Origin of the sequence: Streptomyces sp. NPDC017936 (assembly GCF_044328485.1) — a bacterium.
Classification (GTDB): domain Bacteria; phylum Actinomycetota; class Actinomycetes; order Streptomycetales; family Streptomycetaceae; genus Streptomyces.
Genome location: NZ_JBIRHK010000025.1, coordinates 91,219 through 113,161, shown reverse-complemented (window position 1 = coordinate 113,161; position 21,943 = coordinate 91,219). Strand labels below are relative to the sequence as shown.

The window sequence follows — 21,943 nt, the reverse complement described above, 5'->3', positions numbered from 1 at the left end:
GTAGATGACGGCGCGCGTCCGGGCGCCCCCCGTCTGGGTGCTCTTCATGACGTGAGTGTGCCTCAGTAGTGGTGTCTTTGTCCGGGGTTCGGGAAGACGACCCTGCTCAGCGCCCTGCTGGGGTTGGTCGGGCCCAGGGAGCGGATCGTGCTCGCGGAGGACTCGGCGGAGCTGCGGCCGAACCACCCGCACGTCGTCCGGCTGGAGACCAGACCCGCCAACCAGGAGGGAGCCGGGCTCGTCACGCTCGAGGACCTGGTGCGGCAGGCGCTGCGGATGCGGCCGGACCGGCTGGTCGTCGGCGAGGTGCGCGGGCCGGAGGTCGTCCATCTGCTGGCCGCGCTGAACACCGGTCACGAAGGCGGCTGCGGGACGGTCCACGCCAACGCCGCCGCGGACGTGCCCGCCCGGCTGGAGGCGCTCGGCACGGCGGCCGGGCTCGACCGGGCCGCGCTGCACAGCCAGGTGGCGGCCGCCCTGTCCGTGGTGCTGCACCTCGTGCGTGATCCGGCCGGGCGGCGGCGGATCGCCGAGGTGCACGTGCTGGAGCGGGATGCGACCGGGCTGGTGCGGACGGTGCCGGCGCTGCGGTGGCGGGCCGAGGCGTTCAGCCGTGAGCGCGGGTGGGAGCGGCTGCGCGCGTTGCTGCGAGGCCCCAGGAGCGGTGAGGACGAGTGGTGACGGAGATGAGCATGAGCGTGATGCCGGAGACGCCGACGGCCATGGCCGCGGTGTGCGCCGGGGCGGCGGTCTGGTTGCTCGGCGGTCCCTGTTCAGGGGCGCGGCGGGCCCGGCTGCTGCTGGCGGGCGGCGGTGTGGTCGGCAGCGGGCCTCCGTCCTGGCGGGACCTGACCGTCGAACTGCGCAAGGCCCGTGGGCGGTGGCGGCCGGAGTGGTGGGCGCCGGTCGTCGGGCTGGTCCTCGGGGTGCTGGGCGCCTCGGTGCTGCCGGCCGTCGCGGGGGCCGCCGGAGTGCCCCTGCTGCGCCGGATGCGCCGGGCCCGCGAGGCACGCCGCACGGGAGAGCGCCGGGGCGACGCGGTGATCGCGCTGTGCGCGGCGCTCGCCGGTGAGGTGCGCGCGGGACGGCAGCCCGGCGAGGCGTTGCAGCGAGCCGCCCGCGACTCCGGGGGGCTGGGCCCGGCCCAGGCCGCCGTACTGGCCGCGGCACGGTTCGGTGGGGACGTGCCCGGCGCTCTCGCGGCCGCGGCACGGCAGCCGGGGGCCGGCGGACTGCTCGGGCTCGCCGCGTGCTGGCGGGTGGCCGTGGACCAGGGCGCGGGCCTCGCCGCGGGGCTCGACCGCCTGGAGGGGGCGCTGCGCGCGGAGCGGGACCAGCGGGCCGATCTGCGAGCGCAGCTGGCGGGCGCTCGCTCGACGGCGGTGATGCTCGCCGGGCTGCCGGTCCTGGGCCTCGCCCTGGGGACAGCGCTCGGCGCCGACCCGCTGCGTGTCCTCCTGCACACCGGCGCGGGGTGGGGGTGCCTGCTGGTCGGCGGGGTGCTGGAGGCGGTGGGGATGTGGTGGGCGGTGCGGATCGTGCGGGGTGCGGAGGAGACGTGAGGCGAGGACCGCCGGGTGCGGCCGTGGCCGTGACGTGGACCGGGCACTGCTCGGCACCGGGTGACGGGAGCGACGCGGGGCGGGGAGCGGGTGAAGGCGCGTCGGCGGAAGCGTACGGCCGGACGCCGGACGGGGTGTACGGCCGGGTCAGGGATACGGAGGCGGAATGAGCACGGAAGTTGTCCACAGGCTGGGGATGGCCGCGGGAATCGCACTGGCCCTGGCCTGGCTGGTGCGGTGGCTGACAGCGATGCGGCGCGAGCGGAGGGCACGGCAGCGGCTCGCCGAGCTGCTGGGCCCGTCGGCGATGGCGGAGACCGCGCGTCCCGGAGTGCGTGAGGCCGCGCGGCGGTGGCTGCCCGAGGTGGCCGTCGTGGGCGCCGGATGGGTGCTGGGCGGTGGTGTCGCCGGTCTCGTCGCGGGAGTGATCGGTGCGGTCGTACTGGGGCGGTGCCGGCGGCGGCAGCGGACGGCCGCCGCCGGCAGTGGGGCCGCCGCCCGGCAGCTCCCGCTCGCCGCCGATCTGCTGGCCGCGTGCATCGCGGCGGGCGCCGGTCCGGTGGCCGCGGCCCAGGCGGTGGGCGAGGCCCTGGGCGGCCCCGTCGGCGACGGGCTGGCGCGCGGTGCCGCCGAGGTGCGCCTGGGCGGCGAACCCGCCTGCGCCTGGGGACGGCTGGCCGAGGCACCGGGGACTGCGGCGCTGGCCCGGTTGCTGGAGCGGGCCGACGTCTCGGGGCTGCCGGCGGCCGGTCCGGTCGCCAGGCTCGCCGCCGACGCCCGCGCCGAGTGGGCACGCGCGGGGACGGTTCGGGCGCGTCGGGCGGCCGTCATGGTCACCGCGCCGGTGGGGCTGTGCTTTCTGCCGGCCTTCATCGCGGTCGGCATCGCACCCGTCGTGATCGGCCTGGCGGGCGGGGCGCTGGGAGGGGGTGGTCCCTGAGAGCCGGCACGGCGAGCGAACCGGCAGGACCGGAAGCACCAGCAGGACCGATGGACCAGCAGGAACGCAGGGACAACGGGATCGGATCGGACCCACGGGGGTTGAGATGAGCAAGGCGGTACGGGCGCGGCTGCGCGCCCTGGTGTGCAGGGTGCGGGCATCGCGCGGGGACGCGGGAATGGTGACGTCCGAGTACGCGATGGGGATCGTCGCGGCGGTCGCGTTCGCCGTGATCCTCTACCAGGTGGTGACGAGCGGGACGGTCACCGCGGAGTTGGAGGCCATCGTGAAGCGGGCGCTCAGTGCGAGTACGTGAGCGGCGGCGGGCCCGGGGCGCGGACCGGGGATTCGTGACGGCGGAGTCGGCCGTCGTGCTGCCGGTGCTGGTGGCGTTCGCGATGGCGCTGGTGTGGGGGCTGCTCGCTCTGGCGGCTCAGATCCAGTGCGTGGACGCGGCCAGGGCCGGGGCCCGGGCCGCGGCCCGGCAGGACCCGGCCGACGCGGTGACCGAGGTGACCAGGGCGACGGCGCCGCGCGGGGCCCGGGTGACGGTCGGCCGGGAGGGCGACCAGGTCCGGGTGGTCGTCGTGGCGAAGCCGCCGGTGCTGCGGGGGCTGCCGTTCGAGGTACGGGAGGAGGCCGTGGCGGCGGTGGAGGAGACGACGGCTGCGGAGGACACGGCGGCGGTGGAGGACGGGGAGGTGGGGTCGTGAGAGGGTGTCGCGGCGGACCCGGGACGGGGCCCGGCGGCGGGCGCCGCGGGGCCGGTTCCGACCGGGGATCGACCACCGTCTGGACTCTCGGGGCGATCGCCGTGCTGTGCGTGGTGTTCGGCCTGGTGCTGGCCCTCGGACAGGCCGTCGTGGCCCGGCACCGGGCCGCCGGCGGCGCGGACCTCGCGGCGCTTGCGGCCGCGGACCACTGGGCGGACGGTGCCGCGGCCGCCTGTGCCCGGGCGGAGCGGGTGGCCCGGGCACAGGGCGCGCGGCTGGTGCGGTGCGCGGTCGTGGGGGAGATCTCGGACGTGACGGCGGCGGCCGGACGGGAGCCGTTCGCGGCGGAGATCAGGGCGAGGGCGGGCCCTGCGGGGCCGGACGCCCTGGGCGGCACGGGGCCTACGGGACCGCCGGAGGCGCCGGGTCCGTATTCCTCGGCCCTTCCTCCGCTTCCCTCGGCCGCTCCTCCGCCGGCTGTCCGTCCGCGGGCTTCTCCTCCGGCGCCCCCCGCAGCAGTTCCGTGAGGAGCCGCACCGCGCCCCTCTTGTGCAGCGGGTCGTTGCCGTTGCCGCACTTGGGGGACTGGATGCAGGAGGGGCAGCCGGCCTCGCACTCGCAGGAGGCGATGGCCTGGCGGGTGGCGGTCAGCCAGGCGCGGGCCGTGTGGAAGGCGCGTTCCGCGAAGCCCGCGCCGCCGGGGTGGCCGTCGTAGACGAAGACCGTGGGCAGGAGCGTGTCGGGGTGCAGGGGGATCGACACGCCGCCGATGTCCCAGCGATCGCAGGTCGCGAAGAGGGGCAGCATGCCGATCGAGGCGTGTTCGGCGGCGTGCAGGGCGCCGCCGAGGATCTCGGGGTTGATGCGGGCGGCGTCCAGCTGTTCCTCGGTGACCGTCCACCACACGGCGCGGGTGCGCAGCGTACGAGGAGGGAGGTCGAGCTTCGACTCGCCCAGTACCTCACCGGTGATGAGCCGTCGACGCAGGAAGGAGACCACTTGGTTGGTGACCTCGACGGAGCCGTAGCACAGCCGGCCCTCGCCCCAGGGGATCTCGGCGTCCGTCTCCAGGACGGAGATCGCCGTCGTGTCGCGGGCGACCGTCGAATACGGCGGGGCGGCCTCCTCGACCAGGGCGACCGAGTCGTCCAGGTCCAGTGACCGCACCAGGTAGGTGCGGCCCTGGTGCAGATGCACGGCGCCCTCGTGGACGGTCGTGTGGGCGGCGCCCTCGTCGACCGTGCCGAGGAGGCGGCCCGTCCCTTCCTCGACGATCTGGACCGGACGGCCGCCCTCGCCGCGGATGTCGGTGAGGTCGGCGGCCCGCTCCCGGCGCGTCCAGTGCCAGGCCCGCGTCCGGCGGCGCAGCAGCTTCGCCGCCTCCAGCTGCGGCAGCAGGCCCTCGGTCTCCGGACCGAACAGCGCCAGATCGTCCTCGGTCAGCGGGAGCTCGGCGGCGGCGGCGCACAGGTGCGGGGCGAGGACGTAGGGGTTGTCGGGATCGAGGACGGTCGACTCGACGGGCCGGTCGAAGAGGGCTTCGGGATGGTGGACGAGGAAGGTGTCCAGGGGGTCGTCGCGGGCCACCAGGACGGCGAGGGCGCCCTGCCCCGCCCGTCCCGCGCGGCCGGCCTGCTGCCACAGGGAGGCGCGCGTGCCCGGGTAGCCGGCGATCAGGACGGCGTCCAGGCCGGAGACGTCGATGCCGAGCTCCAGGGCGGTGGTGGCGGCCAGACCGAGCAGCTCGCCGGAGTGCAGGGCCTGCTCCAGGGCGCGGCGCTCCTCGGGGAGGTAGCCACCGCGGTAGGCGGCGACACGCCGGGACAGGGAGCGGTCGACCTCGGCGAGACGCTCCTGGGCGATCACCGAGATCAGCTCGGCGCCGCGCCGGGAGCGGATGAAGGCGACCGTGCGCACGCCCTGCACGGCGAGGTCGGTGAGCAGGTCGGCGGTCTCGGCGGTGGCGGTGCGGCGGACGGGGGCGCCCTTCTCGCCCTGCATCTCCGTGAGCGGCGGCTCCCAGAGGGCGAACACCAGTTCACCGCGGGGTGAGGCGTCGTCGGCGACCTCGACCACCGGCAGGCCGGTGAGGCGGCCGGCGGCCACCGAGGGCTCGGCGGCCGTCGCGGAGGCCAGCAGGAACACGGGAGAGGCGCCGTAGCGGGCGCACAGGCGGCGCAGACGGCGCAGCACCTGGGCCACGTGGGAGCCGAAGACACCGCGATAGGTGTGGCACTCGTCGATGACGACGTACTTCAGCGACTTCAGGAAGGAGGACCAGCGGGGATGGGAGGGGAGGATGCCCCGGTGCAGCATGTCCGGGTTGGTGAGGACGTAGTTGGCGTACTGACGGATCCACTCGCGCTGCTCGACGGGTGTGTCGCCGTCGTACACGGCCGGGCGCACCGCCGTCCCCAGGGGGTGTGAAAGTTTCTTCACGGACCGGCACTGGTCCGCCGCGAGGGCCTTGGTGGGGGACAGGTAGAGAGCGGTGGCGCCGCGGCCGTTCGGGGCCTCGGAGCCGTCCAGCAGCGTCGACAGGACGGGCACGAGGTAGGCCAGGGACTTGCCGGACGCCGTGCCCGTGGCGACGACCACCGAGTCGCCGTCCAGGGCGTGCTCGGCGGCGCGCGCCTGGTGCGCCCAGGGGTGCTCGATGCCGCAGTCCTGCACGGCAGCGATCACCTCCGGACGAATCCGGTGAGGCCAGACGGCATGGCGGCCCTCACGCGGGGGCAAGTGCTCCGTATGAGTGATGCGCGAAGCCCGGCTCGGTCCGGGGGCGAGCCGGTCCAGGACCTCGCCCGGCGACAGGCGGGACGCGGGCTGTGCCGGGGTTCGATCGGATCGGTGATTCTTGGCCATCGGCACCGAGTGTGTCACTGGCGTGACGGACAATGGAGCCAAGGCGTCGTGCACGCCTGCCGGTAAGTGATTGAATGCCATCGCGGCTGGCGAACCGTCCCGGGGGCTCCTGCCGAGGTGTCCCGAGGGGCGACCGCTCGATAGCAAGGTGCTGGAGGATCCGTGGACCTGTCCCTGTCGACCCGTACCGTCGGCGATCGTACGGTCGTCGAGGTCGGTGGCGAAATCGACGTATATACCGCCCCCAAGCTGCGCGAGCAGCTGGTCGAGTTGGTGAACGACGGGAATTTCCACCTCGTCGTGGATATGGAGGGCGTGGACTTCCTCGACTCCACCGGGCTCGGCGTGCTGGTCGGCGGTCTGAAGCGAGTGCGTGCCCACGAGGGCTCGCTGCGCCTGGTCTGCAACCAGGAGCGCATTCTCAAGATCTTCCGCATCACCGGTCTCACCAAGGTGTTCCCCATCCACACCTCGGTCGACGAAGCGGTGGCGGCCACCGACTGACCGCCGTCCCCGGGCGCGGCAGCGGCCGTGCCCGGAGCGGCAGCACAGGTGAACACCGGGGGACCGGGCTCTCGGTGGCCCGGCCCCCCTATCGCACGCCCGTAGTTCCGAGGGGGATGCATGGCCACCGTTGAACTCCGCTTCAGCGCGCTGCCCGAACACGTCAGGACCGCCCGACTGGTGGCGGCAGCGGTGGCGCGCAGGGCCGGAGTGGACGAGGCCGTACTCGACGAGGTCAGGCTCGCCGTCGGCGAGGCCTGCACGCGCGCCGTCGGACTGCACCGGATCGGCGGCATCACCGCTCCGGTGAAGGTGCTGCTCATCGAGGAGGAGAAACAGTTCTCCATCGAGGTGGGCGACGAGGCGCGGCACGCGGTGCCCGGCGCCGGGGCGCCGGGTTCCGGCACCGACGCCGATGTGGAGGCCGAGGAGGACGAGATGGGCCTGGCGGTCATCAGCGGCCTCGTCGACGACGTGGAGGTCAGCGCCGGCGAGCACGGCGGATCGATCCGCATGACCTGGCCGGCCACACCGACGGCCGTGCCGCCGGCCTGACACCCGCGGCCGGAGCCGGACACCCCGGCGGAAGATGTCACCCGAAGGGCCCCCATGTGGGGCCCTTCGGCATGTGCGGAGGTCGCTTCCCGTGCTTACAGTGGTCCCAGGAAGTGAATCTTGGGAAAGTGAATCTTGGCGGGAATTTCGTGAATCACTTCACGAATGACAATGCCTTGAAGGCATTACCGTCTCCACTCGATCTCCCCAATCGGGTGCGAGGGTGAATTCCATTTGCCGCGCACTGTTTTGATCGGGTTCCGGTACCTACAATCCGTCCACATCTTGAGCTCAGCCCAAGCGTCAAGGAGGACGAATGGCGGGGCTTTCTACCCCTCATCGGCTGGACCACTCCACCACCCTCGCAGCCGCAGTGCTGACCGACGGCAACCGTCTCCTCGTGGTGGTCATCGGCGTCGTCGCACTGGCTGCACTCGTGGTCGCGGGCGTACTTCTGCGTCAGGTGCTCGCCGCCGGCGAGGGCACCGACAGCATGAAGAAGATCGCGGCAGCGGTCCAGGAAGGCGCCAACGCCTATCTGGCCCGGCAGTTGCGCACACTCGGTGTATTCGCCGTCGTGGTGTTCTTCCTGCTCATGCTGCTGCCCGCGGACGACTGGAATCAGCGTGCCGGACGATCGATCTTCTTCTTGATCGGAGCGGCGTTCTCGGCGGCCACCGGTTACATCGGCATGTGGCTCGCCGTGCGCAGCAATGTACGTGTCGCCGCGGCGGCCCGGGAAGCGACTCCGCGGGCGGGTGAACCGGAAAAGGACCTCACCACCGTCTCGCACAGGGCGATGAAGATCGCATTCCGTACGGGCGGCGTCGTCGGCATGTTCACGGTGGGGCTCGGTCTGCTCGGCGCCTCCTGCGTGGTGCTGGTGTACGCGGCCGACGCGCCGAAGGTCCTGGAGGGCTTCGGTCTCGGCGCGGCGCTCATCGCGATGTTCATGAGGGTCGGCGGCGGCATCTTCACCAAGGCCGCCGACGTCGGCGCCGACCTGGTCGGCAAGGTCGAGCAGGGCATTCCGGAGGACGATCCGCGCAACGCCGCGACCATCGCCGACAACGTGGGCGACAACGTCGGGGACTGCGCGGGCATGGCGGCGGACCTCTTCGAGTCGTACGCCGTGACGCTGGTCGCCGCGCTGATCCTCGGCAAGGCCGCCTTCGGCGACGCGGGGCTCGCCTTCCCGCTCCTCGTGCCCGCGATCGGCGTGATCACCGCGATGATCGGCATCTTCGCCGTGGCGCCGCGCCGTGCGGACCGCAGTGGCATGTCCGCGATCAACCGGGGCTTCTTCGTCTCCGCGGTGATCTCGCTGGCGCTGGTGGCCGTGGCGGTGTTCGTCTACCTCCCGGGGACGTACGCGGACCTCGACGGCGTCACCGACGCGGCGATCCAGGGCAAGAGCGGCGATCCGCGGATCCTCGCCCTGGTCGCGGTGGCGATCGGCATTCTCCTCGCCGCCGTCATCCAGCAGCTGACCGGCTACTTCACCGAGACCACCCGCCGTCCGGTCCGCGACATCGGCAAGACGTCACTGACGGGCCCGGCCACCGTCGTCCTCGCCGGCGTCTCTGTCGGCCTGGAGTCGGCCGTCTACACCGCTCTGCTGATCGGCCTCGGCGTGTACGGGGCGTTCCTGCTCGGCGGCACGTCGATCATGCTGGCGCTGTTCGCGGTGGCCCTGGCCGGCACCGGCCTGCTCACCACCGTCGGCGTGATCGTCGCGATGGACACCTTCGGGCCGGTCTCCGACAACGCGCAGGGCATCGCCGAGATGTCCGGCGACGTCGAGGGAGCGGGCGCCCAGGTGCTCACCAACCTCGACGCCGTCGGCAACACCACCAAGGCCATCACCAAGGGCATCGCCATCGCCACGGCCGTCCTCGCGGCGTCGGCGCTCTTCGGGTCGTACCGTGACGCGATCACGACCGGCGCCCGGGAGGTCGGCGAGAAGCTCAGCGGGGACGGCGCGCCGATGAGCCTGATGATGGACATCTCGCAGCCGAACAACCTGGTCGGCCTGATCGCGGGCGCGGCGGTCGTCTTCCTCTTCTCCGGACTGGCGATCAACGCGGTGTCGCGGTCGGCGGGCTCGGTGGTGTTCGAGGTGCGGCGGCAGTTCCGGGAGAAGCCCGGGATCATGGACTACAGCGAGACGCCCGAGTACGGCAAGGTCGTCGACATCTGCACGAAGGACGCGCTCAGGGAGCTGGCGACGCCCGGTCTGCTCGCGGTCATGGCGCCGATCTTCGTCGGGTTCACGCTCGGCGTCGGCGCGCTCGGCGCGTACCTGGCGGGCGCGATCGGCACGGGCACCCTGATGGCGGTCTTCCTCGCCAACTCCGGCGGGGCCTGGGACAACGCCAAGAAGCTCGTCGAGGACGGCCACCACGGCGGAAAGGGCAGCGAGGCCCACGCGGCCACCGTGATCGGCGACACCGTCGGCGACCCCTTCAAGGACACCGCCGGGCCCGCCATCAACCCGCTGCTGAAGGTGATGAACCTGGTGGCGCTGCTCATCGCACCCGCGGTGATCAAGTTCAGCTACGGCGACGACAAGAACCTCGGGGTGCGGATCCTGGTCGCGGTCCTGTCGCTCCTGGTGATCGTCGGCGCGGTGTACGTCTCCAAGCGGCGCGGGATCGCCATGGGCGACGAGGGCAACGCCGAGGCCTCCTCCAAGCCGGCCGATCCGGCGGTGGTTTCGTAGGCCGCACCCCGTCCCGCAGTTCAAGGGGCGGGCGGCCGGCGCGTGTTGCGCGCCGACCGCCCGCTTCGTCGCGCCGGCCTCCCGCCCGTGAGCCTTCTCTCCCCTGGTGTAAAGAGGTTTATATGCGAACGTAACGAACATTCGTCCTGGGGTTGTCACCCGGTTGGCGTGTATCTTCCGGGGCCGAGAGCCATGGAAGGGACCAAACCGGTGAACAAGAAGCTCGCGGCCGCACTGTCCGGCGGTGCGGTACTGGTACTGGCGCTGTCGGGATGCAGCAGCGACGAGAAGGACAACAAGGAGCTGGACGCCTGGGCCAAGAAGGTCTGCGCGACCGTGCCCGCGCAGCAGGCGAAGATCACGGCCGCGTACGACGCCCTGGAGAAGGTGGCCAAGGACGGCACGCCGGAAGACCTCCAGAAGACCGACTCCAAGGCCTTCCAGGACCTGTCCGAGGGCTTCAAGGCGCGGGCGACCGCCCTGGACGCCGCCGGGGCGCCTCCGGGCGTGGAGGACGGCGCGCGCAAGCAGCAGGACGCCGTCACCAAGCTCACCGTTCTCTCCGAGTCCTACGCCGACCTGAAGAAGCAGGTCGACGCGCTCGACACGAAGGACCAGGGCAAGTTCGCCTCCGGACTGGACGACGTCTCGGAGCGGATGAAGGACGTGTCCAAGCAGTACAAGAGCGCGGTCACCGCGCTGCAGAGCCTGGAGAAGGGCGACGTGAAGCAGGCCGTGGCCAAGCAGGAGGGCTGCAAGAAGGCCTCCCCCTCGGCGCCGGCCGCGGACAGCTGAGCCGGTCCGCGCGGGCCACAATGGGGGCGTGAGTAACGCCACCCTGCCCCCCCTGCCCTCCGCCGACCGCCCCGACGTCGCCGCCCGGCTGCGCGAGGCGCTGCTCGCGGCCTCCTTCACCGCCGACGGGCTGCTCGAACTGCTCGGCGCCCCCGCGTACGCGGCCCTGGCCCGCAGCGAGGTCGTGCCCGCGCTGCGGGCGACCCGCGGGGACACGCCGCTGGAGACGCTCGTCCGCCTCTTCCTGCTCCAGCAGCCGGTGCCGTCCGCACGCGTGGAGGGCGTTCTGCCCGTCCACGCGTGCGTGGAGAGCGGCTGGCTGCGGCGCGCCGGCGACGACGTCGCCGCGACCGTCGACGTGCGGCCGTACGGCGGACCGGACGGCGAGGACTGGTTCATCGTCTCCGACCTGGGGTGCGCGGTCGGCGGCGCCGGCGGCATCGGCAGCCGGGACGAGAGCGTCGTCCTCGGCGTGGGCGGGGCGTCGACGACCCTCGCCGCGATCACCGTCCGCACCCCCGTCGCCTCCGCCCTGGACCTCGGTACCGGTTCCGGGATCCAGGCGCTGCACGCCGCCCGGCACGCCACGCGCGTGACGGCGACCGACCTCAACCCGCGCGCGCTGCACATCACGGCGCTCACGCTGGCGCTCTCCGGCGCCCCGGAGGCCGACCTGCGCGAGGGCTCGCTGTTCGCGCCGGTGCGCGACGACGAGACCTTCGACCTGATCGTGTCGAACCCGCCGTTCGTGATCTCGCCGGGCGCGCGGCTGACCTACCGCGACGGCGGGATGGGCGGGGACGATCTGTGCCGGTCGCTCGTTCAGCAGGCGGGGGAACGGCTGAACGTGGGCGGGTTCGCGCAGTTCCTCGCCAACTGGCAGCACGTGGAGGGGGAGGACTGGCAGGACAGGCTCAGGTCGTGGGTGCCGCGCGGCTGCGACGCGTGGATCGTGCAGCGCGAGGTGCAGGACGTCACGCAGTACGCCGAGCTGTGGCTCAGGGACGCCGGTGACCACCGGGGCGACCCGCAGGCGTACCAGGCGCGTTACGACGCCTGGCTGGACGAGTTCGAGGCGCGCAAGGTGAAGGCCGTCGGCTTCGGCTGGATCACGCTGCGCAGGACGGCCTCCGCCGAGCCCGAGATCACGGTCGAGGAGTGGCCGCACCCGGTCGAGCAGCCCCTCGGCGACGCGGTCCGGGCGCACTTCGAGCGCCTCGACTACCTGCGCGCGCACGACGACGCGGCGCTGCTCGCGGGTCACTTCAGGCTTGTCGCGGAGGTCGTGCAGGAACAGGTCGGGCTGCCGGGCGCCGAGGACCCGGAGCACGTCGTGCTGCGTCAGCACCGCGGCATGCGCCGCGCCACCAAGGTGGACACGGTCGGCGCGGGTTTCGCGGGCGTGTGCGACGGCTCGCTGAGCGCGGGCCGCATCCTGGACGCCATCGCGCAACTCGTCGGCGAGGACCCGGTGTCGCTGCGCGACCGCACGCCCGCCCAGATCCGGCTGCTCGTGGAGCAGGGGTTCCTGGAGCCGGCCTGAGAGCGGGCGGGACCCGTCGGGCACGCCGCACCGCGGGGCGTGCCCGCACCACTGAGACCCCTGTGCCCGATCTGACGGGATTGACAGGATCGGTGAGGAAAAGGGCTCCTGTCAGTGGCGCGTGCGAAGCTACCTTCTAGGGACGAACCTCGCGCGTTCTCGGGGGAGGCGCGCTGTCTCTGGGGGAGGCGCGATGGCGGGGGAGACGCCGGACCACGGCGGAAGCCGGGTCATCAACGACCGCTACCGGCTGGTGCGGACGCTGGGCGCGGGCGGCATGGGCCGTGTCTGGCTCGCGTACGACGAGGAACTGGCCTGCGAGGTCGCGCTCAAGGAGATCACGCTGCCGGACGTCCCCAGGGACGCGGCCGAGCAGGAGCAGCGCGTCGCACGGGCCCGCAGCGAGGCCCGGCACGCGGCACGCCTGCGCGGTCATCCGCACGTGGCGACGGTGCACGACGTGGTGGTGCACGACGGACTGCCCTGGATCGTCATGGAGTACGTGCCGGACGCGGTCGACCTCCAGGCGGTCGTCCGCCGCTCCGGGCCGCTGCCACCCGTCCAGGTGGCCCGCATCGGACTCGCCGTCCTCGACGCGCTCAGCGCCGGACACCGCATCGGCATCCTCCACCGGGACGTGAAACCGGCCAACATCCTTCTGTCGCCGGACGCTTCGGGGGACTCCTGCGCACGCGTGCTGCTCACCGACTACGGCATCGCGCTCCAGCCGGAATCCCGCGAGCCCCGGCTCACCGCGACCGCCGGCATCCTCGGCACCCCCGGCTACCTGGCCCCGGAGCGGGCCCGCGGCGAGCCGCCCACCCCGGCCGCCGACCTGTTCTCCCTCGGCGCCACGCTGTACACCGCCGTCGAGGGCCGCGGCCCCTTCGACCGCCACGGCGACTACGCGACCCTGACCGCCCTCCTCGGCGAGGACCCGGCCCCGCCGGCCCGGGCCGGTGAACTGACGCCGGTGCTCCAGGGGTTGCTGGTCAAGGACCCCGTGCGCAGGTTGCCGCCGGAGGCGGCGGCCCGGGGCCTGGAGCGGGCGGCGGGAGCGGGCGAGGGCGCTGGTCCGCAGGGACGGGGCACGGCGGCGGACGCTTCCGGGACACCGCCCGGAGCCTTCGGGCCGCCGGCCCCGGGGTACGGCGCGGCGATCGCGGGAGCGGCCGGCGCGGGAGCGGCGGTGGGACCCGCGCCGTGGAGTGCCGCGGGGGACGGGGCCCGGTCAGGCGCCGGCGCGGCACCGGGACACGGCACGCCGCCCGCACACGGCACGCCGCCCGGTCACGGGTCGCCTCCCGACCACGGTGCGTCTTTCGGCCACGGGACGCCTCCCGGCCACGGCGCCGCACCGGAGCACGGCGTCCTTCCCGGGTACGGCGCCCCCACGCCGTCGGGCACGGGAGCGCCGGGTGCCGCGCACACACCGGGCGCGCCGCCGGTGCCGTACACGCCCCCGGCCCCGCACACCCCGCACACCCCGGCGGGCCCGCCCGCCACACCGGGGACACCGGCGACCCCCGGCACGCCGTTCCCGCCGGCCGGTCGCGACACGCCGGGTCTCCCGACCGCTTCCGCGTCGTACGGCCCCTGGCAGCCGCCGGCCGCGCGACGTCCCGCCGCGCCGGGCAACCCGTACGCGCGGGCCTCGTCCGCGGACCCGTCCGCCCAGAGCCCGGGCGGCCCGTACGCGACGAGCGGTGGCGCCGGGACGCCGTACGCGGGCGGTCCGGTGCAGTACGGAGGCGGTGACCGGCCCCACGGCGGTCCGCCGTACGCCGGCGGCCCCGTCCCGCCCTTCGGCGCGGCGGCCGGTGCCGCCGGTCCACCGCCTCCCGGTCCCGGGAAGCGCGTCGCCGTCGTCGCCCTGGTCGTCGCCGCCGTCCTCGTCGCGGCCGGGGGTGCGTGGGCGGCCGTGTCGCTGCTCGGGGGCGGGAAGGACGACACGGTCACGCCGCGGAGGTCGTCCTCGGCGAGCGCGGCGGCGTCGGCGTCGCCGACCGGGCCCGTGTATCCGTACGGCGAGGCCGTCGGGCTGACCGAACCGCTGGAGACGGGGGACTGCGTGAAGGCGGTCTGGTCGGGGGAGCCGTTCGCGTCGGTGCCGAACCTGGGCGTGGTGGACTGCGCCGAGGACTGGCCGGACGGTCAGGTCGTGGCGGTCGACACGGCCACGGACGCCGCCGACGCCCGGGCCCGGGGGGCCCAGCGGTGTGCCGCGCAGAGCCGGGCGGTGGTCGGCGCGCTGCCGGACGCGGGCGGCTACGCCGTCGTGCCGACGCAGGAGGGCTTCACCGCGGCCGGCAGCGGTACGCCGTGCCTCGTACTCGGCCGCCACGCCGCGATAGGCGGCGAGGTGGGCCGTTTCCGGGACGCGGGTACGGACCTGTGGGTCGGACAGATGAGCGTCGGGGACTGCTGGATCTACGAGGATCTGGACGACGGTTACCGGGCGCCCCTCACGGATTGCGCCGAACCGCACACGGACCAGGTGATCGGAACCGTTCAGGCGCCCGACGAAATGAGCTACAAGAAGAGCATCGACAACGCGAGCAAGCTCTGTGCCAACAAATTCGAGTCGGTCTGGGCACCCGGTTCCGAGCAGGTCGTGGTCGGCTGGATGACCGACGAGGACGACTGGAAGGCCGGATTCACCAAGATCGTGTGCACGGTGAGCAGGGCCGACAACGGGAAGACGACGGGAAAGATACCCCCGCCCGGCGCAGTGTGAGGCCCGTCGCACTCGGCCGTCTCCCCTCCGGCGGCCCGCCGCCCCCGCCCGTCGGCCCGGCGTTCACCCCGGGTTCGCCCGGGCGCCGCCCGCGCGTGTCAGCCTCCCCGCAGCGGGACGGGCGAGGGTGCGAGGAAGAGGAGCGCGGGCGATCATGGAGAGCGGACCGGCGATCTTCGCTGGAGTGGTGTTCGCGCTGTTCGGGGGTGGTTTGCTGGGCTGGACCGCGGTCCGCGTACGGCAGCGCGAACCCGTCGCGCAGGGTGTGAGCCCTGTCGCATCGGCGACCCTCGCGGCACTGGTCGCCGTGATCGCGCTCGCCCTCGGAACGTGGTGCTTCACCCGCCTCTGAAGCGCCTCGGAAGATCTTGCCGAAGGCGCCGTGAGAACCGGGTGAGGACGGCAACACGGGTAATTGAGAGGCCGCGCTCCGGTCCGGCGGAAAAGAACCGGTCGGCACCGCGGGCGGCAGGAATGGCGGTAGTCGGGTTACCGTTCGAGTGGCCGTTGCGGGCTTTTCCCGTTTGACACGGGGGCGGGATGTACCGTCACACTCCGCAGCGTCACCCGCAGTGAGCCCGAGGGACGCGGCGGTGTCGAGACGGCGAACGCGTGAAGGCCCCGAGGGGCCGAGCGCGATCGCGTCCCGAGACCGCCTGTAGCGTTTTGAAGGCGAGCGAGCCACTGAAGGGTGCCCCGACCCCGGGAGCAAGGCCTGGGGAGGCCCCAGCGTCGACCGGAGAGAAGAGCGAAGTTGTCCCCGACCAGCGAGACCGCGAAGGGCGGCCGCCGACTCGTCATCGTCGAGTCGCCTGCCAAGGCGAAGACGATCAAGGGCTATCTCGGCCCCGGATACGTTGTCGAGGCGAGCGTCGGGCACATCCGCGACCTTCCCAGCGGCGCCGCGGAGGTGCCGGAGAAGTACACCGGTGAGGTCCGTCGCCTCGGTGTGGACGTCGACCACGACTTCGAGCCCATCTACGTCGTCAACGCCGACAAGAAGGCTCAGGTCAAGAAGCTCAAGGACCTGCTGAAGGAGTCCGACGAGCTCTTCCTCGCCACCGATGAGGACCGCGAGGGCGAGGCCATCGCGTGGCACCTCCAGGAGGTCCTCAAGCCCAAGGTCCCGGTCAAGCGGATGGTCTTCCACGAGATCACCAAGGCCGCGATCCAGGCCGCCGTCGCCAACCCGCGCCAGCTCAACCAGAAGCTGGTCGATGCCCAGGAGACCCGCCGCATCCTCGACCGCCTCTACGGCTACGAGGTCTCGCCGGTGCTGTGGAAGAAGGTCATGCCGCGCCTGTCGGCCGGCCGTGTCCAGTCGGTCGCCACCCGGCTCGTCGTCGAGCGGGAACGCGAGCGCATCGCGTTCCGTTCCGCCGAGTACTGGGACCTGACGGGCACCTTCGCGACCGGCCGCGCGGGCGACCCGTCGGACCCGTCGTCGCTGGTCGCACGCCTGCAGACCGTCGACGGCAGGCGGATCGCGCAGGGCCGCGACTTCGACTCCCTGGGACAGCTGAAGAGCGCGAACACCCTGCACCTCGACGAGGCGAACGCCCGCGCGCTGGCCGCCGCCCTGGAGAACACCCGCTTCTCCGTCCGGTCCGTCGAGTCCAAGCCGTACCGCCGCTCGCCGTACGCGCCGTTCCGCACGACGACGCTGCAGCAGGAGGCGAGCCGCAAGCTCGGCTTCGGCGCCAAGGCGACGATGCAGGTCGCGCAGAAGCTGTACGAGAACGGCTTCATCACCTACATGCGTACGGACTCCACGACGCTGAGCGACACCGCCGTCGCCGCGGCCCGTGCGCAGGTCACGCAGCTGTACGGCGCCGACTACCTGCCCGCGCAGCCGCGCACGTACGCCGGCAAGGTCAAGAACGCGCAGGAGGCGCACGAGGCGATCCGCCCCTCGGGCGACCGCTTCCGCACGCCCGCCGAGACGGGTCTGACCGGCGACCAGTTCAAGCTGTACGAGCTGATCTGGAAGCGGACCGTCGCGTCCCAGATGAAGGACGCGACCGGCAACAGCGTGACCGTGAAGATCGGCGGCACCGCCGCCGACGGCCGGGACGTGGAGTTCAGCGCCTCCGGCAAGACGATCACCTTCCACGGCTTCCTCAAGGCCTACGTCGAGGGCGCCGACGACCCGAACGCCGAACTGGACGACCGCGAGCGCCGCCTGCCCCAGGTCGCCGAGGGCGACGCCCTGACCGCCGAGGAGATCACGGCCGACGGGCACGCCACCAAGCCCCCGGCCCGCTACACCGAGGCCAGCCTGGTCAAGGAGCTCGAGGAGCGCGAGATCGGCCGCCCGTCGACGTACGCCTCGATCATCGGCACGATCCTCGACCGCGGCTACGTGTTCAAGAAGGGCACGGCCCTCGTGCCGTCGTTCCTCTCCTTCGCCGTGGTCAACCTCCTGGAGAAGCACTTCGGGCGGCTCGTCGACTACGACTTCACCGCCAAGATGGAGGACGACCTCGACCGCATCGCCCGCGGCGAGGCGCAGGCCGTGCCGTGGCTGAAGCGGTTCTACTTCGGCGAGGGCACCACCCACGGCAGCGCGGCCGACGCGGGCAACGGCGACGGTGACCACCTCGGCGGCCTCAAGGAACTGGTGACCGACCTGGGCGCGATCGACGCGCGCGAGGTGTCCTCGTTCCCGGTGGGCAACGACATCGTGCTGCGGGTCGGACGCTACGGCCCGTACATCGAGCGCGGCGAGAAGGACGCGGAGGGCCACCAGCGGGCCGACATCCCCGAGGACCTGGCGCCCGACGAGCTCTCCGTCGAGCTGGCCGAGGAACTGCTCGCCAAGCCGAGCGGCGACTTCGAGCTGGGCGCCGACCCGGCCACCGGCCACCAGATCATCGCCAAGGACGGCCGCTACGGCCCGTACGTCACCGAGGTGCTCCCCGAGGGCACCCCGAAGACCGGCAAGAACGCCGTCAAGCCGCGCACGGCGTCGCTGTTCAAGTCGATGTCGCTGGACACCGTCACGCTCGACGACGCGCTCAGGCTGATGTCGCTGCCGCGTGTCGTCGGCACCGACGCGGACGGCGTGGAGATCACCGCGCAGAACGGCCGCTACGGCCCGTACCTGAAGAAGGGCACGGACTCGCGGTCCCTGCAGTCCGAGGACCAGCTCTTCACGATCACGCTGGAGGAGGCGCTGGCGATCTACGCCCAGCCCAAGCAGCGTGGCCGCGCCGCCGCCAAGCCGCCGCTGAAGGAACTGGGCGCGGACCCGGTCAGCGGCAAGCCGGTCGTCGTCAAGGACGGCCGCTTCGGGCCGTACGTCACCGACGGGGAGACCAACGCGACCCTGCGCTCCGGCGACAGCGTCGAGACGATCACCCCGGAGCGCGGCTTCGAGCTGCTCGCCGAGAAGCGGGCCAAGGGCCCCGCCAAGAAGACGGCGAAGAAGGCGCCCGCCAAGAAGGCGACCGCGAAGAAGGCGGCTCCGGCGAAGAAGACGGCCGCCAAGAAGACCGCGGCGAAGACCACCGCGACCGCGAAGAAGACGACGGCGAAGAAGGCGACGGCGTCCAGGGCGACGACCGAGGACTGAGCGCCCGAACCGCTTGAGCCGCGCGGGGTTTCCCCGCTCGGGCTTCGCGAAACGCACGCTCCGGCATCACTTTGGTGTCGGGGTGTGCACGCCGGCGGACGGCCTCCTCGGGCTGTCGGCCGCTGCCGATAGGCTGAAAGCATGACGCGAGCCGAGCAGCCAACGGCCCACCCTCCGGCCCCAGACGACGCCCTGGTGGCGGACTCCCGCGAGCGCGCCGTTCGCGCCCTACTGCGCCGGCCACAGCTCAAGCGACTGTGGAGCGCGCAGTTGGTGAGCGGCGTCGGTGACGCCCTCGCCCTCCTGGTGCTCGTCCTCCTGGCCCTGCAGGCGGCCATCGCCGAGGGCTCCTTCGGGGGCGGCTACCGGGGCGTGGCGTTCGCGGTGGCGACCGTCTTCGGGGTGCGGATCCTCGCCACCCTGCTCTTCGGCGCCGTCCTCCTCGGACCGCTGACCTCGCTGACCTCGCCGGACGGTCCGCTCGACCGCCGCTGGACCATGGTCGGCGCGGACGGCCTGCGCGCCGTCCTGCTGATCGTCGCGCCCCTGTGGATCGACTGGACGCCGGACGACGCCCTGGCGCTGCTGCTGGTCACCGTGTTCGTGACCGGCGTCGCCGAGCGGTTCTGGACGGTCGCCCGCGAGGGCGCGGCCCCCGCGCTGCTGCCCGACCCGCCCCCGGAGGGCGCGACGGTACGGCCGCTGCCCGACCACCTCGACGCGCTGCGCCGCCTGTCGCTGCGCACGACCTTCGTGGCGGTCCCGCTGGGCGCGGCCGCGCTGCTCGTGGCGGCGCTGTTCAACAACCTGCTGGGCGCCGGGATCGACTGGTTCGGCCGGCACCAGGCGGCCCTCCCCTCGTACGTGGCGGCGGGCCTGTTCGCCGCGTCCCTGTCCGTCGTGACGTTCCTGGAGCTGCCCGGGACGCGCACCCCGCGCGCGCGGTCCCCGCTCGAAGGGCTGCGCCGCCCCCGGACGTCCGCCGGGGCCGAGGCGGGCCGCACGGGCGCGATCGCCCTGCTGGTCCTCGCCTGCGCGTCCGTCGCCGGCGCGATCGCGGCCGCCGTCGCCGTCTCGGTGCTCCACGCCAAGGACCTGGGCGGCGGCCCCGTGACCTACGGGCTGCTCGTGCTGGCACTGACCGGCGGCGTCGGCGTCGGCGTCCGGACGGCGCCGAAGGTGCTGGTGACGCTGTCGCGGCGACGGCTGCTCGCGCTGGCCATCGCCTTCACCGGCGTGGCGCTGCTCGCGGCCGGACTGGTCCCGGACGTCGCCACCGTGCTCCTGATCGCCGCCCTGGCCGGCGTCGGCGCGGGCGTGGCCGCCCACACCGGGCACGCGCTGCTCGACCAGGAGACCGAGGACCACCGCCGCACCCGCCTGACGGAGCACCTGCACGCGGTGGTGCGCGTCGTCGTCGCGCTGGGCGCGCTGCTCGCGCCGCTGGTGGCGGCGCTGATCGGGCCGCACCGGCTGGAGAACGGCAAGTTCGTCTTCGCACACGGCGGAGCCGCGTTCACGCTGATGCTGGTGGGCGCGCTGCTGCTGCCGGTGGCCGCGCTGGTGCTGGCCAAGGTCGACGACCGCTCCGGCGTGCCCCTGCGCCACGACCTGCGGGACGCGCTGCTCGGCGGCGACGACCCGGTGCAGGTCCCGGCGTCCAACGGCTTCTTCATCGCCCTGGAGGGCGGCGACGGCGCCGGCAAGTCCACGCAGGCCGAGGCGCTCGCCGAGTGGATCAGGGCCAAGGGCCACGAGGTCGTCCTCACCCGCGAGCCCGGGGCCACGCCCGTCGGCAAGCGGCTGCGGTCGATCCTGCTCGACGTGTCGAGCGCCGGGCTGTCGCACCGCGCGGAGGCGCTGCTGTACGCGGCGGACCGCGCGGAGCACGTCGACACGGTCGTGCGGCCCGCCCTGGAGCGCGGCGCGGTGGTGATCACCGACCGGTACATCGACTCGTCGGTGGCCTACCAGGGCGCCGGCCGTGACCTGTCCCCGACCGAGATCGCCCGGATCTCGCGCTGGGCGACGAACGGACTGGTGCCGCAGCTGACGGTGCTGCTGGACGTCTCCCCGGAGACCGCCCGCGAACGCTTCACGGAGGCGCCGGACCGGCTGGAGTCGGAGCCGGCGGAGTTCCACGCGCGCGTGCGCTCCGGTTTCCTCACGCTGGCCTCCGCCGACCCCGGCCGGTACCTCGTCGTCGACGCCGGCCAGGAGCCGGAGGCCGTGACCGCGGTCGTCCGCGCCCGGCTCGACCGGATGCTGCCGCTGTCCGAGGCCGAGGTCCGGGCCCAGGAGGAGGCGCGCAGGAAGGCCGAGGAAGAGGCGCGGAAGAAGGCCGAGGAAGAGGCCCGGCGCAAGGCCGAGGAGGAGCGCCTGGAGCGCGAGCGCCAGGAGCAGCTCGCCCGGCTGCGCGCCGAGGAGGAGGAGCGCAAGCGCCGCGAGCTGGAGGAGGCGCAGCGGCGCGAGGCCGAACGGCAGGCCGAGGAGGCCCGGCAGCGGGCCGAGGAGGCCGCCCGGCGGGCGGAGGAGGAGCGGGTGCGCCTCCTCGCCGAGGAGAAGGCCCGTGCCGAGGAGGAGGCCCGCCGCAAGGCGGAGGAGGAGCGGCGCCGCAAGCAGGCCGAGGAGGAGGCCCGGCTGCGGGCCGAGGCCGAGGCGCTCCGCCTGGAGAAGCAGCGGAAGGCCGAAGAGGCCCTGCTGCGGGCCGAGGAGGCGCGCCGCGCGGCCGAGCAGGCCGCCGCCGCGGCCCAGGCCGGCCCGCGTCCGAAGCCGCCCGCCCCGCCCGCCCCGCCCGCGGCGGCCGGGATCGGCCCGGACGCGGCGACCGTGCCGACCCCGGTGGTGACGCCGACGAACGCGTCGGGCGGGCCGGTCGAGGAGACGGCCGTGCTGCCCCGGGTGCGGATGGACAAGGACCCGGTGGAGGACGCGCGGGACGTGCGGGGGCCGGCCGGGCGTACCGGGCAGCCGTCGGGGACTTCGGCGGTCACGTCCGGCGCGGCCGGTGCGAGGCGGGGCTCCCCGTCCGACGCCGAGGTGACGGCCGAGCTGCCGCAGCCGCCGGTGTCCGCCGGGGCCGTGGACGAGACGGCCGTGCTGCCGCCGGTGCGTGAGGAGAGCGCCGCCGACCGGCTGCCGCCGGGGTACTTCCGCGACGAGCGGGCGGGCGCCGGGCCGGACGGCTCGGAGGACCGCACGCGCGAGCTGCCGCAGGTCGACGAGGAAGGCACGCCTCGCCGGCGCCGGCGCTCGGACTGGGCGGAGGAGACTCCCCTGGACGACCTGCCCACGCTGGCGGACGAACTGCTGGGCCCGCACCACGGCGACGACGGGTCCGACGACGACGGACGGGGCGGCGGCCGGGGCCGGGGACGGCGCCGCTGAGGTCCGGCCGCGGGCGGTGGCCTGCGGAGCCGCCGCCGCGCCGCCA

Annotated in this window: 14 protein-coding genes and 2 pseudogenes; 15 read left to right on the top strand and 1 reads right to left on the bottom strand. The window is 73.6% G+C overall.

The features are described from left to right. Window positions 1–84 precede the first annotated feature (84 nt). The 6 genes and pseudogenes from ACH4F6_RS36680 to ACH4F6_RS36655 all read left to right on the top strand — a co-directional run. Window positions 85–681: pseudogene (locus tag ACH4F6_RS36680) on the top strand (CpaF family protein); the annotation flags it as partial. Window positions 682–692: 11 nt separating this feature from the next. After that, a complete protein-coding gene (locus ACH4F6_RS36675; RefSeq protein ID WP_397964766.1) occupies window positions 693–1,562 on the top strand; it encodes a type II secretion system F family protein in 870 nt (289 codons plus the stop codon). Between the two features lie 166 nt (window positions 1,563–1,728). After that, complete coding sequence (locus ACH4F6_RS36670) at window positions 1,729–2,502, top strand: type II secretion system F family protein (RefSeq protein ID WP_397964764.1); 774 nt, start codon at window positions 1,729–1,731, stop codon at window positions 2,500–2,502. Between the two features lie 106 nt (window positions 2,503–2,608). Next, window positions 2,609–2,818 (top strand): DUF4244 domain-containing protein, encoded by a 210-nt coding sequence (locus tag ACH4F6_RS36665; RefSeq protein ID WP_397964762.1) that lies wholly within the window; start codon window positions 2,609–2,611, stop codon window positions 2,816–2,818. 34 nt (window positions 2,819–2,852) lie between these two features. Then, window positions 2,853–3,215 (top strand): TadE family type IV pilus minor pilin, encoded by a 363-nt coding sequence (locus ACH4F6_RS36660; RefSeq protein WP_397964761.1) that lies wholly within the window; start codon window positions 2,853–2,855, stop codon window positions 3,213–3,215. Next, window positions 3,212–3,688 (top strand): annotated as a pseudogene (locus tag ACH4F6_RS36655) (Rv3654c family TadE-like protein); the annotation flags it as partial. The gene ACH4F6_RS36660 and the pseudogene ACH4F6_RS36655, both read left to right, overlap by 4 nt. Here the strand turns inward: ACH4F6_RS36655 and ACH4F6_RS36650 are convergent. Further along, window positions 3,618–6,161, bottom strand: a complete 2,544-nt coding sequence (locus ACH4F6_RS36650) for a DEAD/DEAH box helicase (protein ID WP_397964760.1) — start codon at window positions 6,159–6,161, stop codon at window positions 3,618–3,620. The pseudogene ACH4F6_RS36655 and the gene ACH4F6_RS36650 sit on opposite strands and share 71 nt — an antisense overlap. Window positions 6,162–6,242: 81 nt before the next feature. Between ACH4F6_RS36650 and bldG the strand changes: the two genes are divergently transcribed. From bldG to tmk, 9 genes are all read left to right on the top strand, one after another. Next, window positions 6,243–6,584: an anti-sigma factor antagonist BldG gene (gene bldG / locus ACH4F6_RS36645; protein WP_009189842.1), complete on the top strand. Its 342-nt coding sequence runs from the start codon at window positions 6,243–6,245 to the stop codon at window positions 6,582–6,584. A 120-nt stretch (window positions 6,585–6,704) separates the two neighbouring features. Beyond that, window positions 6,705–7,139: an ATP-binding protein gene (locus tag ACH4F6_RS36640; protein WP_397964758.1), complete on the top strand. Its 435-nt coding sequence runs from the start codon at window positions 6,705–6,707 to the stop codon at window positions 7,137–7,139. A gap of 316 nt (window positions 7,140–7,455) precedes the next feature. Further along, window positions 7,456–9,861 carry a sodium-translocating pyrophosphatase gene (locus tag ACH4F6_RS36635; RefSeq protein WP_397964757.1) on the top strand — a complete coding sequence of 802 codons (2,406 nt, stop codon included), beginning with the start codon at window positions 7,456–7,458 and terminating at the stop codon, window positions 9,859–9,861. Between the two features lie 192 nt (window positions 9,862–10,053). After that, window positions 10,054–10,656, top strand: coding sequence for a small secreted protein (locus ACH4F6_RS36630; protein WP_397964756.1), 603 nt, complete (start codon window positions 10,054–10,056; stop codon window positions 10,654–10,656). A 28-nt stretch (window positions 10,657–10,684) separates the two neighbouring features. Beyond that, window positions 10,685–12,199, top strand: coding sequence for a methyltransferase (locus tag ACH4F6_RS36625; protein WP_397964755.1), 1,515 nt, complete (start codon window positions 10,685–10,687; stop codon window positions 12,197–12,199). 193 nt (window positions 12,200–12,392) lie between these two features. Continuing rightward, a complete protein-coding gene (locus ACH4F6_RS36620) occupies window positions 12,393–14,936 on the top strand; it encodes a protein kinase (RefSeq protein WP_397964754.1) in 2,544 nt (847 codons plus the stop codon). Between the two features lie 154 nt (window positions 14,937–15,090). Beyond that, window positions 15,091–15,288 (top strand): hypothetical protein, encoded by a 198-nt coding sequence (locus ACH4F6_RS36615; protein WP_397964753.1) that lies wholly within the window; start codon window positions 15,091–15,093, stop codon window positions 15,286–15,288. A gap of 402 nt (window positions 15,289–15,690) precedes the next feature. Continuing rightward, window positions 15,691–18,510 carry a type I DNA topoisomerase gene (gene topA, locus ACH4F6_RS36610; protein ID WP_397964752.1) on the top strand — a complete coding sequence of 940 codons (2,820 nt, stop codon included), beginning with the start codon at window positions 15,691–15,693 and terminating at the stop codon, window positions 18,508–18,510. 141 nt (window positions 18,511–18,651) lie between these two features. After that, on the top strand, window positions 18,652–21,897 hold the full coding sequence (gene tmk / locus ACH4F6_RS36605) for a dTMP kinase (protein WP_397964751.1): 3,246 nt from the start codon (window positions 18,652–18,654) through the stop codon (window positions 21,895–21,897). Window positions 21,898–21,943: the final 46 nt, after the last annotated feature.